The following is a 14,549-nucleotide window of genomic DNA, read 5'->3' on the forward strand; positions in this document are numbered from 1 at the left end:
TTCTTTTTCTTGTACTTTTGGGTTTCTATAAAAATTATTTAAATGGAAAATATTAAGTCCTACGTTCAACAACATAAAGATCGCTTTATCAATGAGTTGATCGAATTATTAAAAATTCCGTCGGTTAGTGCCGACACTGCATACTCTCAAGATGTTATTGACACAGCAGAAGCTGTTAAGGAAAGTTTAACAAAAGCAGGTTGCGATTATGTCGAAACTTGCGACACTCCAGGTTACCCAATTATCTACGGCGAAAAAATTATAGATCCAAATCTTCCAACGGTTTTAGTTTACGGTCACTACGACGTACAACCGCCAGATCCTTTAGAATTATGGACTTCGCCACCATTTGAACCGGTTATTAAAACTACAGATATTCACCCAGAAGGTGCCATCTTTGCGCGTGGAGCATGTGACGACAAAGGCCAGATGTACATGCACGTAAAAGCATTGGAATATATGGTTCAGAACAACGAGCTTCCGTGCAACGTAAAATTCATGATAGAAGGAGAAGAAGAAGTAGGTTCTGCAAGTTTGGCTTGGTTCGTAGAACGTAATCAAGAAAAACTAAAAAACGACGTAATCTTGATTTCAGATACAGGAATGATCTCCAACCAACAGCCGTCTATCACGACAGGTTTAAGAGGTTTGAGTTATGTTGAGGTAGAAGTTACAGGTCCGAACCGCGATTTACATTCTGGTTTATACGGTGGAGCTGTTGCGAATCCGATTAATATTTTAGCAAAAATGATTGCTTCGCTTCACGATGAAAACAATCATATCACGATTCCAGGTTTTTACGATAAAGTTCAGGAATTATCTTCAGAAGAAAGAGCCGAAATGGCAAAAGCGCCTTTCAGCCTTGAAAAATATAAAAACGCTTTAAATATCGAAGATGTTTACGGTGAAAAAGGGTATGTAACGAATGAAAGAAACTCAATTCGTCCGACATTAGACGTTAACGGAATCTGGGGCGGTTACACCGGAGAAGGTGCTAAAACGGTTATTGCGAGCAAAGCTTTCGCTAAAATCTCAATGCGTTTGGTTCCAAATCAGGATTGGGAAGAGATTACAGAATTGTTCACGAAACATTTTACGAGCATTGCTCCAGCTGGAGTTACAGTAAAAGTAACGCCTCACCACGGTGGACAAGGTTATGTAACGCCAATTGACAGTATCGGTTATCAAGCGGCAAATAAAGCGTATACAGAAACGTTTGGAGTTCCTGCGATTCCGGTTCGTTCTGGAGGAAGTATTCCGATTGTGGCTTTGTTTGAGAAAGAATTAAAAAGTAAAACGATCTTAATGGGATTTGGTTTGGATAGCGATGCGATTCACTCGCCAAATGAGCATTTCGGAATTTTCAATTACTTGAAAGGTATTGAGACGATTCCGTTGTTTTACAAGTATTTTGTGGAGTTAAGTAAGTAAGGTTTTGCCACGAAGTCGCTAAGACGCTAAGTTTTTTTAAGCGCGTTGTTTTTTGCTCGCAAAGTCGCAAAGACGCTAAGATTTTTTACCGCAAGGACGCGGAGGATTTACGCAAAGTTCGCTAAGATTTTTTTTAGCAAGATTTATAAAAGTTCGCAAAGCTATGTACATACATATAGCTTTGCGAACTTTGCGTTTATGTGCGTAACCTATGGTAAAAATCCTTGCGAACTTTGCGGTTAAATTTTTCACACAAAGTGCGCTTTTTTTTGCTCGCAAAGTCGCAAAGTCGCAAAGTTTTTTAAGTTTTTCACTTTGTCAAAGTTTTAAACTTTGACAAAGTTGATTTAGATACAAATCCGTTCAGAAATGAGCGGATTTTTTTACCACAAGGACGCGAAGAATTTACGCAAAGTTCGCTGAGATTTTTTAAGTAAGATTTTAAAAAGTTCGCAAAGCTTTATGTACAAAGCTTTGCGAACTTTGCGTTTATAAACGTAACGTTTGATAAAAATCCTTGCGTTCTTTGCGGTTAAAAAAATAATCTAAGAGATAAAAACATAAGAAAAAACTTGTCCGTTTGAAATTTAATTCTACATTTGTAGAATAGAATCTATAATTGTAGAGCCAATGGTTGAAAAAATGACTTTTATTTTGATGCTCTTTAGCTTTCTAAGTTGTAAAACTTCTGTTGTTAATCAGAAAATAGACAAGAAAAAAGAAGGGAAATGGGTTGATGTGTATGTTCAGGATAATATTCAATATAAATCTATAGAGCATTACAAAAACGATCAGCCTGTTAAAAAATGGAAAACCTACATTGGCGGAAAAATCTATAAGGTAGAGAAATACAAAAACGGAATTTGTGTTGTAAAAAGTTATTACGAAAACGGAAAATTAGAATCGAAAGGAAAAACTAAACTTGAAACCAATTCAGTTGAGTCGCACTGGTTTTATTTTGGCGAATGGAAATTTTATTCGGATAACGGGAAATTGAAAAACATCAAACATTACGAAAAGGGAGAATTGATCTCAGAACAAAATACATTAAACAACTAACTATAAACCTATGAAAAAATCGATTGTTTTTGTTTTGCTGATACTGAGCAGCAGTTTCTTAAAAGCTCAGACTTATAAAGATTGGGTTCGCAAAGCCGATTCTTGTTATGAGGCAGAAAATTATAAGTTGTCTGTTGATTATTATAGTAAAGCTTTTAAACTGGAGCAGAAATCGTATAAAGATTTCTACAATGCAGGCTGTTCTGCGTCTATGGCAGAAGAAAATAAAAAAGCTTTTAAGTGGCTGAATCTGTCTATTGATAAAGGCTATGAAAATATGGCGCATATCCGAATTGATAACGATTTAAAACGCCTTCATTCAGAAAAAGAATGGGAAAAGACAATTGAAAAACTGCAGAAGAAATTGGATATTATTGGAGCCAATTACGATAAGGTGCTAGAAAAACAACTCGCAGAAATTTATATTGAAGATCAAGAAATTCGTGGAGAATTTATGAATGTTTATAGAAAGCCAAATGCTGATAAGAAGAAAATAGATAGCATTGGTAAAATTATGGGAACCAAAGACAGTATTAATCTCATTAAAGTGATGAAAATACTGGATGAAAGAGGCTGGCTCGGCAAAAATGTGGTTGGCGAGCAGGGAAATAAGACTTTGTTTCTGGTTATTCAGCATGCCGATTTAGAATATCAGCAAAAGTATTTGCCGATGATGAGAGAGGCAGCTAAAATTGGTAATGCAGATCCAGGAAATTTGGCCTACTTAGAAGATCGAGTTGCTTTGAGAGAAGGTAAAAAACAAATTTATGGAAGTCAGAGTTCGATGAATAAAAAGACGAATAAGATTCGCATAGCTCCAATGATAGATCCAGATAATGTAGATAAAAGGCGTGCGGAAGTCGGACTTGGCACTATGGCTGAATATGCGGTAAAATTGAATATTGAATGGAATTTGGAAGCCTATAAAAAGGAATTAGCCGAAGCAGAAGCAGAAAAACTTGAAAAGAATTAAGAATTGAGAATTAAGAATTAAGAATTAAGAATTAAGAATTAAGAATTAAGAATTAAGAATTAAGAATTAAGATAGAACTTAAAATCTCAGAAGCTTAGCAGCTCAGAACCTTAGAACCTTAAAAAATGCAATTATCTAACGCAGAAGAACAATTAATGGAGCATTTATGGAAGCTTGAAAAAGCTTTTATGAAAGATTTGCTCGAAGCTTATCCAGAACCAAAACCTGCAACGACAACGGTGGCAACGCTTTTAAAACGAATGATCGATAAAAAGTTTGTGGCGTATAACGAATTTGGAAACTCTAGAGAATATTATCCTTTGGTGAAAAAGACAGATTATTTCTCCAAACATGTAAAAGGGTTGATTAGCAATTTCTTTAATAATTCGGCGTCGCAGTTTGCTTCGTTTTTTACAACCGAAACCAATTTGTCGGCTTCAGAATTGGAAGATCTTAAAAAAATAATCGATTCAGAAATTCAAAAAAAGAAAAAATGATAACCTATCTTTTAAAATCTGGAATACTGCTTTTGGTTTTTTATGCAGTTTATAAATTGTTGTTGGAAAATGAAAAAATGTTTCGTTTTAACCGTATCTATCTTCTCGGAAGTTTGGTGTTTAGTTTTGTAATTCCGCTGCACTTGTTTTCAGTGAAGGCGATGTTTGAAACAGGAATTAACACCATTCAATTGGACGAAATAATAATCCAAACTAATCGTACTCCTTTAGATGAAAATTATATTATGCAAAACCTGTTCGCTATTTTGAGCGGTGTTTATATTATGGTTTCAATAGTGCTGGCTTTCCGTTTGGTTTTAAACCTGAGTTCATTTTTTATAAAACTAAAAATAAAAGAAACCCTCGTGGTCAATGGCGTAAAAGTAGTTTTAACGGAAGAAACTGTTTTGCCTCACTCTTTTTGGAATGCCATTTTTATTAATAAAACAGATTTTGAGTCAGGAAAAATTCCATCAGAATTAATCGCGCACGAAAAAGCGCATTTAGTACAAAAACATTCTCTGGATATTTTGTTTGTTGAGGTTTTACAGATCGTTTTTTGGTTCAATCCGCTTATTATTTTGTTTATAAAAGCCATAAAACTCAATCACGAATTTTTGGCCGATGAAGCTGTAAATAAACAGTTTGGAGAAATAAGCAATTACCAGAATCTGCTGCTTGATTTTGCTTCAAATGAACAAACAGTTCCGTTAGCAAGTACGATTAATTATCAAATAACTAAAAAGCGTTTGCTTATGATGACCAAAAAAGAATCTGCTTTAAAAATAGTTTTAAAGGTTTTTATTGTTGGCGTAGTTTGCAGTTTACTTTTGTTTACTTTTAGTTCAGAAGCGACAGCTCAAAATGTTGACCCAGTTACCAATAAGATTTATAAATCAGGAGATTTAAAAATTAAACAGCCCGAATTTCCAGGCGGAATTATAGAATTTTATAAGTTTGTGGGGCAGCGTTTTAAAGTTCCATCAGAAGCTTCAAAAAATAATATCGAAACCAAAATATCGATGCAGTTTATGGTCGAAAAAGACGGAAGTCTGTCTGAATTCAAAATTGTAAAAGATGCTGGATATGGTTTAGGAGAAGAAGCAATTCGAGTTTTAAAACTTTCTCCAAAATGGATTCCTGGAATCGAACACGGAAAGCCTGTTCGAGTGCTTTATAGTTTGCCAATTACGATTCAGGCTGAGTCTAAGTAACTAAGAGACAAAGTTGCAAAGTTGCAAAGTGACAAAGAGACAAAGAAATTGCAAAAGACTTTTCAATAGCCTCCAGCTTTAGCTGGAGTTTTTTTTACGCACAGTAGAAACCCTTTGCCCCTTTGTTACTTTGCCCCTTAAAGAAAAAATATTAGTCATCATAATCGCCCATTAGCGCGTAATAGCCAAAAATACCTAGTCCGGCAGTTATTAATGGGGTAAGCACCAAAAGAGTGATAATCCCGAAAACTAAATCTTCTTGTTTGCCAGATACTAATTTTGGCAGACCGAAAATAAATATGCAAAAGTAAGAGGATGCAATTGCTAACGCTATCCAAATCAATCCGAAAGCTCTTTTTATCTGATTCATAGCTAAGTGTTTAAATATGAGTGTTTTTGTTGTCTTTATTTTTAATATAAATCATTCCGATTATAAAAGAGGCGGCTGCAATAATAATCGGATACCAAAGTCCTTCCAGATAGAAACTGGCATCGCCCTTTTCTTTAGCATTTATAACTAAATAAGTAGAAACTGCAGGAAGCAATCCTCCGAAAATTCCATTTCCTACGTGATAGGGCAGAGACATTGAGGTATATCTGATTTTTGCAGGAAACATTTCGACTAAGAAAGCCGCAATAGGGCCATAAACCATCGTAACAAATAAAACCTGAACGAAAATTAAAAAAACAAGTGACCATTTATCGGTGCTGTTAATATTTATCGTGGTTTTGATTTCTGATTTTATCTTTCCATCTGCAACTATTGCATTTCCGTTTTCTAGATGTACTGTTTTAACTTCCAGAAAAGTGGTTCCGTCTGTATACGATTTAGTAGTGGTATAAACTGAATCAATTACACGTTCTTTGCCTTCTTTGAGCGCTGCTGTAATCTTGGTTTTACCGACAATTTCTGTTTTATTTTTTACATCGGTTGTCTCATACATTTTTTGATAAATCGGCCTGTAGGATATAATTGCGATTAGCATTCCTCCCAGCATAATATATTTGCGCCCAACTTTGTCACTTAGCCATCCAAAAAAAATAAAGAATGGTGTGCCAAATAAAAGCGCTATTCCTAATAGCGTATCTACCTGAGAAGATTCGATAGACATCACGGTTTTCATGAAACTCATGGCGTAGAATTGTCCGGTATACCAAATAACGCCTTGCCCCATTGCTGCGCCAAACAAGGCCAATAAAACAAATTTGAGATTATACCTTTTTCCGAAACTTTCTGCCAAAGGATTTTTACTGGTTTTGCCTTCCTCTTTTGCTTTGGTAAAAACAGGAGATTCATGCATATTTTTACGAATCAAGTACGAAACTCCTACCATAAGAATAGAAATCCAAAACGGAACTCTCCATCCCCAAAGGTCAAACTGTTCAGGTGTTAGTAAATTTCTGGTGGCTAAAATGACCATTAAAGAAATAAATAATCCGACGGTTGCTGTAGTTTGAATCCAAGACGTCCAATAACCTCGTTCGCCCACAGGAGCATGCTCAGCTACATAAGTTGCCGCACCGCCATATTCGCCGCCGAGCGCAAGACCTTGAAGCATTCTTAAGATCAATACGAGAACGGGAGCCATAAATCCAATGGTTTCAAAACTCGGAATACAGCCTATCAGGAAAGTTGCGCCACCCATTAATAGTAAGGTAACCATAAAAGTATATTTTCGTCCTATAAGATCGCCCAATCTCCCGAAAAATAAGGCTCCAAATGGCCGAACTACAAAACCAACAGCAAACGTGGCCAATGTTGCTAAAAATGCCGCTGCTGGATTATCTGCAGGAAAGAATTTTGTTGAAATCACGACTGCCAAACTTCCAAAAATATAGAAATCATACCATTCAATCATTGTTCCCATAGAAGAGGCGGAAATTACTTTCCAAATCTTTTTTGTTGAATTTTGCTTCATAATGTGTGGTTTGTTAGTTAATTAAAAAGAGTAAGCGCAAGAAAATAATGCCCGTAAATTGGCGACATCTGTTTTGTTTAAACCTGCTTTTCCGTTTGCCTTTGTGTCCAAATCTCCCCATGTGGCTGCAGTGTATTCTAGTTCTGGAGTAACTTTAAAATTATTGCGTTTAAACTCAACACGGCCAGAAACGCGCCAGACATTATCTACGATTCTAGAGTTCGATACACCTCGCATATAATACTTTACAGTTTCATCGGCTACAAGACCATTTTTTCCATTTCCTTCATTTTTGGTATATCCAAAAAATAGAGCAGGGGCTATCTTTTTATTATTGCTTGCCAGATCCATCCAAAAAGAAGAGGTTTTAGTAGGCTCATATTTCTCAGGTTGCATCGAATTGGTGTATCCGATAAAACCGCCCAACATTACAAAATTGTTTAGATTGCCTCCTGTAATTCCATACGCTTTTATAGAAAATGTATTGTTTGTATATTTTAAAAATCCTAAGAAGGATGAGCTGTTTACTTTTTCAGAAGTTTTTGCTGTTGTAGATGGTGTCGGGTTATATTCTGTTAGAGGCTGGAGTGATTTGTATTCTGCTCCGATACCTGCAAACCAATTGGTGTTTTTAAATTGAAATTGCGCGTGAAAAGTGGGTAAAGCAGAATTTATGGAAGCCGAATTTTGTGTCCCTCCAGCTGCAGTTGCTGTTGTAAATTCACGTTCTTTATAGATTGTTGCCGCTAGTGATAATTCTTTAGTGAAATTTTGTTTCACTCTAATCTGCGATGCCCAGCCAAAAGGATTAAAGAGAATTCCGGTATTAAAATTGGCTACACCGGGAAAAACTTCGGGAATAAATGCCGGATACCATGTTTGGCCAACTAAAAGCGATATTTTTGACCAGTCCATTTTGATGTAAGCATGTCGCAGTCGTACTAATCCGATTGAAGCTTCTGTATTTCCAAAGAAATCTCCTTCGAGAGTTCCAGTCATTTTTGCTCCCCAAACATCTGGTCCTTTTACTTTTAGGCCAACTCTTGAAACTATAGATAAAATGTTAGAAGCTCCGGTGCTGTTTAAATCTTGTCCGTTTATATCCAAGTTTTTGTCTAACGGATAAAGATTCAAATTGTCCTCACGCACCTGCGCCGATTTTCTAGTATCAAAAATATAATCGGTTCTTATAAAACCGTAAAAATTAAAATCCCATTCTTTTGCAGTTAAGGTTGGTATAGCCGAAGTGTTTTCGACTTTTGAATTTTGCGCAAGCCCCTGCAGAGAAAGTATCCCAAGTAAAAAGAACAGCAATTTTTTTTTCATTATAGCGGTTGGTTAGTTTTTCAAGACCGCCAAATTGAAATTATTTATCAGTAAAAAAAATACTGGTATATATTTGTGTAAAGAGGTATAGTTACGCTTTGTAGCGTTCCCATTTTATAACCATAAATTTATCTCCAAGTTCTGTTATTATAACTCCTGCGCCAGATAAAAGTTCCTTTTTTGACAAGAATTCAATTAATTCTATATGGTTGAAAATCTTGTAGGTTGGGTGGTAATCAGTCTGAAAAGGCTTTTGGATATGAAATGCCTTTATCCAATTACTGATTGTTACATGAGAAATATCTAGAACACGTTCTATTTCTCTATAACTCAGGCCTTCCAAATACAATTGCAAGGCTTTTGTAACATAATAGCTGTCAATCTTTTTACCAATTTTATTAACTGTAAAATAGTAATTACATCCTTTACATAAATACCTCTGCTTGCTTTTGATCACACCGCTCTTAATAATTGTGCTGCTCTGGCACTTCGGGCACGCTAAAATCTTCATATATAATTAATTTGCATAAATATAGTAAATTAGCTACAAAATTATATTATGTAAATAAAAAACATCATAAAAAACTTATATTTATTTTTTTAATGTTAAAATAAAGAAGATTTCTATTGTTTGAAAATCCTTGAAATTCTCCAAAAAAAATCCGCCTCTGATGGAAGAAGCGGATCAAAATTAAAAACTAATTAAAAAAAATTCTAAAATAAACATGCAGTCCAGACTAAAATAAGTCTGGATTGTATCCAAAATAAGGCACTTTCTGTTCGTTAAAAATGACCCCATACTCTTCTAACTCTTTCAAAATAGGCTCATAAACTTCTTTTTTAATTGGAAGCTGTACGCCGGCAGTTGTAATTTTTCCGTTTAAAATCAATAATGTCGCAATCGCAACCGGAAGTCCGACCGTTTTTGCCATTGCGGTATAGGTTTGATCGTCGCCAATGCAAACCATTTTAGAGTCGATTTGTTTCTTTTCGCCATTCAGTTCATAACCAAACTTATGATACATGACAATCATATCTTTATCATCTGGTTCTAGTGCCCAACCTTCGCTTAAAATTTTTTCTAAAATCTGGGCAGGAGTGGCATTTGGTAGGTTTACCTTTTTGTTTGGGTTAAACAAATCCAGTTCCAAGAGTTTATCCCACATAATATCGTCTTGATCTATTTTTAAGATCAATCGAGTTTTAATTTCGACAGAATCCGTTGGATGATACGGAAGAAAAGAGTTGATAAACTGACGATAACTCATATTTTCTGACCCCTCTAAAATATAACTATCATCAGTCATTCCGAGCTGTACAAACATGTTCCAAGCTCTAGAAAAACCAACTCTTCTAATTGTACCTCTATATAAAGTGAGAATATCGTCTAAACCATAAACCGAACGGTATTTAAGAGAGTCCCGATTCGAATAGGCTTCAAATTTTCCGTAGCCTTCCACTTCTAGAAATTCAGTTCTTCTAAACAAAGCGCTGTACGGAATATATTTATAAGTGCCTTCCTGAATAAATTTGGCAGCACCGCCTTGTCCTGCCAGAACAACATTTCTTGGCGCCCAAGTAAATTTATAATTCCATAAATTAGTATCAGATTCAGGCGCTACAAGTCCGCCGCAGAAAGATTCGAACAAAAGCATTTTTCCGCCTTTCGATCTGATTTCGTCAATAACTTTCATGGCACTCATATGATCGATTCCCGGATCAAGGCCAATTTCGTTCATAAAAATCAGATTGTTCTGTTTGGCATCTGTATCAAGCGCTTGCATTGCATCACTTATATAAGAAGCCGTTACCAGATGTTTTTTGAATTCGATACAATCTTTGGCAATTTCAATATGCAGATGTGCGGGCAACATTGAAATCACGATTGAAGCATTCGCAATAGCGGCCTTTCTTTCATCAGTATCAAAAATATTTAAAGCAAGTGGAGTGGCATTTGGATGATTTTTTGTTTTAGCTTCCGCTAAAGGCAAAGAAAGATCGGCTACAGTGATATGCAGGTTTTCTTCGCTAGATTTTGATAGCAAATATCGAATCAAAGACGATGCAGATCTTCCTGCTCCAATTATTAAAACGTTTCTCATGTTTCAAATATTTAACACAAATATATTTAAATGTTATAAATATAACAATTGAATTTGAATTTAATTGAATTTATTTTTTGAATTATAACAGAAAATAATCTGATTTTGTTCTAAATAATCGAATATGTTAGGCGGTTTTTCAGTTCGTTTGAAGTATTTTTGCTTCAAATTTCAAAAGAGATATATTATGAAAAGAAGAATCGTTCTGACTGGAGCTTTTATTGGTATGTTAGCTATTATTTTGGGTGCTTTTGGCGCTCATTTATTGAAAAAATACCTTTCGGTAGATCAGTTAAATACTTTTGAAGTTGGTGTTCGTTACCAAATGTATCATGCTCTATTTCTTCTTTTTTTATCGACCCAAAAAGAAATTGCAGAAAAGACCTTAAAAGCAATCTACAATTTCGTAGTTGCGGGTGTTGTTCTTTTTAGCGGATCTATCTATTTGGTCGCAACAAAAGACTACACATTATTCTATTCCAAAATTATAGTATTCGCAACTCCAGTGGGTGGTTTTCTATTAATTATTGCTTGGACGCTATTATTCTTTACGATTTTGAAGCGAAAATCATAAAATCCCGAAAAAAAAATTCTGTCTAAGAATTAATCTTTAATTTTGTCACATAAATAACATATAACTTTATTTGTGTGACTTTTTTGTATTTTCTGTTGTTAAACAAAAATAATATAACAAAATCACGCATTAGGTTGTAAATAAACAAATTAGGAGCGGTTATTTTTTTCTTTTTGTAATTTTTAAAGTGAAATTTCTCTTTTTTGACATTAATTAAAGTGAAATTTAAGTATTTTAAAAGGAATAAGAATTAATCTGTAATTTTGCTTTAAACAAAAAATCACACACAACTTAAAAATTTATGGACACTAATACAGTTTTCGCGCAATCGATTTCGTTAAAAGAGTTAGGAATTGAAAATGCAAAAGTTCGTTATCAACTATCTGCAGATGAATTACATGCGATTACTTTGCAGTCAGGACAAGGTGTTGAGAATTCTACTGGAGCTTTAGCAATTAATACAGGTGAATTTACAGGTCGTTCTCCACAAGATCGTTTTATCGTAAAAGATGATATTACTAAAGATCAAGTTTGGTGGGGAAATGTAAATATCCCGTTTGAACCAGAAGCTTTTGAAAAGCTTTATAATAAGGTAACAGCATTTTTATCAGACAAAGAAGTTTTTGTTCGTGATTCTTATGTGTGTTCAGATCCAAATTACAGATTGAATGTTCGTGTTGTAACAGAAACAGCTTGGTCAAATTTGTTCTGCTACAATATGTTCTTACGTCCAGAAGAGTCAGAATTGGCTAATTTTACTCCAGAATGGACCGTAGTTTGTGCTCCAAGTTTTATGGCAGATCCTGCTGTAGATGGAACAAGACAATCTAACTTCGCAATTTTAGATTTTACTAGAAAAATCGCTTTAATAGGAGGAACAGGTTACACAGGAGAAATGAAAAAAGGAATTTTTTCTGCCTTGAACTTTATTCTTCCAGTTTTCAAAAATACACTTCCAATGCACTGCAGCGCCAATGTTGGTGAGGCAGGTGATACAGCTATTTTCTTCGGATTATCTGGTACAGGAAAAACAACTTTATCTGCAGATCCAGAGCGTAAATTAATCGGAGACGATGAGCACGGATGGACAAACGAAAATACGGTTTTTAACTTTGAAGGCGGCTGTTATGCAAAAGTTATTAATTTAACTGAAGAAAATGAACCAGACATTTTTAGAGCAATCAAAAAAGGAGCGCTTTTAGAAAATGTGGTTTTTAAAGCAGGAACAAACGAAGTAGATTATGATGATGTTTCGATCACTCAAAATACTCGTGTAAGCTACCCAATAACGCATATTGATAATGTACAGCCAGGTTTGGTTGGACACAATCCTAAAAATATATTTTTCTTAACGGCAGATTCTTTCGGAATTTTGCCTCCAATCTCAAAACTAACTCCAGGTCAGGCGGCTTACCACTTTATTTCTGGATATACGGCAAAAGTTGCGGGTACAGAAGCTGGTGTGACAGAGCCTCAGCCTAATTTCTCTGCTTGTTTTGGAGCGCCATTCATGCCTTTGCACCCAACAAGATATGCTGAAATGTTAAGCAAAAAAATGAAAGATGCTGGCGTAAAAGTGTGGTTAATCAACACAGGATGGACTGGCGGAGCTTACGGAACAGGAAGCCGTATGAAATTGAAATTTACACGTGCTATGATTACTGCTGCATTAAAAGGAGAATTGGATAATGTAGAATTTGTAGATCACAAAGTATTTGGAATTGCACAGCCACAATCTTGTCCGAATGTTCCAGAAGAAATTCTAAATCCTAGAAATACTTGGGAAGACAAAGATTTATACGATAAAAAAGCGTTGGAATTAGCACATAAATTCAAAGCTAATTTCGCGAAATTTGAAGAGTTTGCCAATGCTGAAATTTTAGCTGGCGCACCGATTACAGAATAAAAGAGAATTATTGATTCAATAAAAAAGCTGTTCAGAGATGAACAGCTTTTTTTATTTTTTATTTTTCTTTTGAAACTCAGTAATTATTTTTTTTAGTTCATCCATTACTATACCAGAAGAAATTTCAATATTAAAATTTTCCACTTCTTTTTCTAATCTTTTTTCAGGGGTAAAGAAGTCTAATGATTTGTTGAAATATTTACAAATTTTAATCATCAGATAAATATCAATTTTTTTTGTCCTTCCATTTTCAATTTTTGACAATTCACTTTGTGATATTCCTAATTGATCGGCTAATAAGCTTTGAGATAAATTATTTTCTTCTCTCAATTTTTTGATTTTAAATCCTACTGGCATAATTAAAAGGTTTATTGGGAATAATTAGTTAAAAACAGAATAAATTATATTATATATTTATATAGTAAGAAAAAGAACATAAATACATCTTTGTAATATTAAAAAAAATAGTATTAATATTACAAATTTAAATTTATGAAAAAATTATTATTTACAGTTTTTGCTGTAGTAGGATTTGGAACTGTGGCTTCCGCTAATAATCTAGAAGTTAAAAAACTTCAAGTTAAAACTATCATTTTCTATAACTGTATGCAAGATCAAGAGGCAACATATGATTTGTACATTTCACATGGCGCTTCTCATTGGGAATCATATTTTGCTGGTGCTGGAGCTTGGGGAAATTGTATGAGAGGATAATGATTAATGATAATGGGTTTTCTACTAGAAAACCCATTATTAAAAAATTGAAATATGATAAATAAATTAATTAATGTAGTTTTTTTTAGTGTTTTTATTTCTTTCGGACAAATACAAAACGGAAAAGTTGAATATGGCGTAAGCATTGAAATGATTGATGGTTTTAAAGGAACTATAGCAGAAAAATCTTATAAAGAATCTATGGATAACGCTAGGTATTTAAGCTTTATTTTAAATTTTGATAAAGAAAGATCTGTTTTTTCTTTTAATGAAAGTCTGGCAGTTGACAATTCTGATCTTTTTATGGCAAAAGTTTCTGCCGGATATATGAATGAGGTATATCAATATAAAGATTTTTCACTTTGTGCTGTTTTCGGTTTTGGCAATTATGTTTTAAAAACAGATGCAATAAAAGACTGGGTGTTAGAAAATGAAACAAAAGAAATAGAAGGATTTCTATGTTATAAAGCAACTTCAACTAAAATAGTAAACAATGGTAAAGGAAGTTTTGTTTTTCCTGTTATTGCTTGGTACTGTCCAAAGATTCCTATTTCTTTTGGGCCTAATGGTTATGGTAATCTACCAGGCTTAATTCTAGAACTTCAGGTAAGAAATGTTGTTTATGGCGTTAAAAAAATTGATCTCAATTTGCCTAAGCCACCTGTTATAGGGCAGCCAAAAGATTATCCGATTATTAATCAAGAGCAATTAGATGAAAAGATAATGACAGTCTATAAAAACAGAAATTCTACTAATGGATTTATAAAACCCGGAGATAAGTTTTAAAGGCTTTCACCCAGTTAATCTTTAATACTCGTGTAAACGGTGTAAAAT

15 protein-coding genes are annotated in these 14,549 nt (G+C 34.3%); 9 read left to right on the top strand and 6 right to left on the bottom strand.

Annotated features, from left to right (window positions below):
- Positions 1-42: 42 nt before the first annotated feature.
- The 5 genes from AC3E9W_RS04195 to AC3E9W_RS04215 all read left to right on the top strand — a co-directional run bounded on the left by AC3E9W_RS04195 (position 43) and on the right by AC3E9W_RS04215 (position 5,174).
- Positions 43-1,431 carry a dipeptidase gene (locus tag AC3E9W_RS04195; protein WP_488767064.1) on the top strand — a complete coding sequence of 463 codons (1,389 nt, stop codon included), beginning with the start codon at positions 43-45 and terminating at the stop codon, positions 1,429-1,431.
- Positions 1,432-2,061: 630 nt separating this feature from the next.
- Positions 2,062-2,490, top strand: a complete 429-nt coding sequence (locus tag AC3E9W_RS04200) for a toxin-antitoxin system YwqK family antitoxin (protein ID WP_488767066.1) — start codon at positions 2,062-2,064, stop codon at positions 2,488-2,490.
- A 10-nt stretch (positions 2,491-2,500) separates the two neighbouring features.
- On the top strand, positions 2,501-3,463 hold the full coding sequence (locus AC3E9W_RS04205) for a DUF6624 domain-containing protein (protein ID WP_306155611.1): 963 nt from the start codon (positions 2,501-2,503) through the stop codon (positions 3,461-3,463).
- 125 nt (positions 3,464-3,588) lie between these two features.
- A complete protein-coding gene (locus tag AC3E9W_RS04210) occupies positions 3,589-3,960 on the top strand; it encodes a BlaI/MecI/CopY family transcriptional regulator (RefSeq protein ID WP_026726910.1) in 372 nt (123 codons plus the stop codon).
- Complete coding sequence (locus AC3E9W_RS04215; protein ID WP_488767069.1) at positions 3,957-5,174, top strand: M56 family metallopeptidase; 1,218 nt, start codon at positions 3,957-3,959, stop codon at positions 5,172-5,174. The genes AC3E9W_RS04210 and AC3E9W_RS04215 overlap by 4 nt, the downstream gene beginning before the upstream one ends.
- Positions 5,175-5,325: 151 nt before the next feature.
- On the opposite strand, the gene AC3E9W_RS04220 is transcribed toward AC3E9W_RS04215, so the two are convergent.
- From AC3E9W_RS04220 to AC3E9W_RS04240, 5 genes are all read right to left on the bottom strand, one after another.
- Complete coding sequence (locus tag AC3E9W_RS04220; RefSeq protein ID WP_488767070.1) at positions 5,326-5,544, bottom strand: DUF6814 family protein; 219 nt, start codon at positions 5,542-5,544, stop codon at positions 5,326-5,328.
- Positions 5,545-5,554: 10 nt separating this feature from the next.
- A complete protein-coding gene (locus AC3E9W_RS04225; RefSeq protein ID WP_488767072.1) occupies positions 5,555-7,093 on the bottom strand; it encodes an MFS transporter in 1,539 nt (512 codons plus the stop codon).
- 21 nt (positions 7,094-7,114) lie between these two features.
- Positions 7,115-8,419 (bottom strand): DcaP family trimeric outer membrane transporter, encoded by a 1,305-nt coding sequence (locus AC3E9W_RS04230; protein ID WP_488767073.1) that lies wholly within the window; start codon positions 8,417-8,419, stop codon positions 7,115-7,117.
- Between the two features lie 91 nt (positions 8,420-8,510).
- Positions 8,511-8,930 carry an IS1/IS1595 family N-terminal zinc-binding domain-containing protein gene (locus AC3E9W_RS04235; RefSeq protein WP_488767075.1) on the bottom strand — a complete coding sequence of 140 codons (420 nt, stop codon included), beginning with the start codon at positions 8,928-8,930 and terminating at the stop codon, positions 8,511-8,513.
- Positions 8,931-9,156: 226 nt separating this feature from the next.
- The gene (locus tag AC3E9W_RS04240) at positions 9,157-10,521 is read right to left on the bottom strand and encodes a saccharopine dehydrogenase family protein (RefSeq protein WP_488767077.1); all 1,365 of its coding nucleotides are present in this window, start codon (positions 10,519-10,521) and stop codon (positions 9,157-9,159) included.
- A gap of 187 nt (positions 10,522-10,708) precedes the next feature.
- On the opposite strand from AC3E9W_RS04240, the gene AC3E9W_RS04245 reads away from it, so the two are divergent.
- Positions 10,709-11,095 (top strand): DUF423 domain-containing protein, encoded by a 387-nt coding sequence (locus tag AC3E9W_RS04245; protein WP_306155620.1) that lies wholly within the window; start codon positions 10,709-10,711, stop codon positions 11,093-11,095.
- Positions 11,096-11,396: 301 nt separating this feature from the next.
- Positions 11,397-13,001, top strand: a complete 1,605-nt coding sequence (gene pckA, locus AC3E9W_RS04250) for a phosphoenolpyruvate carboxykinase (ATP) (protein ID WP_488767079.1) — start codon at positions 11,397-11,399, stop codon at positions 12,999-13,001.
- Positions 13,002-13,052: 51 nt separating this feature from the next.
- Here the strand turns inward: pckA and AC3E9W_RS04255 are convergent, their stop codons facing one another.
- A complete protein-coding gene (locus AC3E9W_RS04255; RefSeq protein ID WP_488767081.1) occupies positions 13,053-13,358 on the bottom strand; it encodes a helix-turn-helix domain-containing protein in 306 nt (101 codons plus the stop codon).
- 135 nt (positions 13,359-13,493) lie between these two features.
- Here AC3E9W_RS04255 and AC3E9W_RS04260 point away from each other — a divergent pair, with 135 nt between their 5' ends.
- Both AC3E9W_RS04260 and AC3E9W_RS04265 read left to right on the top strand, forming a co-directional pair.
- A complete protein-coding gene (locus AC3E9W_RS04260) occupies positions 13,494-13,715 on the top strand; it encodes a hypothetical protein (RefSeq protein ID WP_488767083.1) in 222 nt (73 codons plus the stop codon).
- Between the two features lie 54 nt (positions 13,716-13,769).
- Complete coding sequence (locus tag AC3E9W_RS04265; protein ID WP_488767085.1) at positions 13,770-14,501, top strand: GLPGLI family protein; 732 nt, start codon at positions 13,770-13,772, stop codon at positions 14,499-14,501.
- Positions 14,502-14,549: the final 48 nt, after the last annotated feature.

The sequence above is a fragment of the Flavobacterium sp. 38 genome (assembly GCF_057799715.1).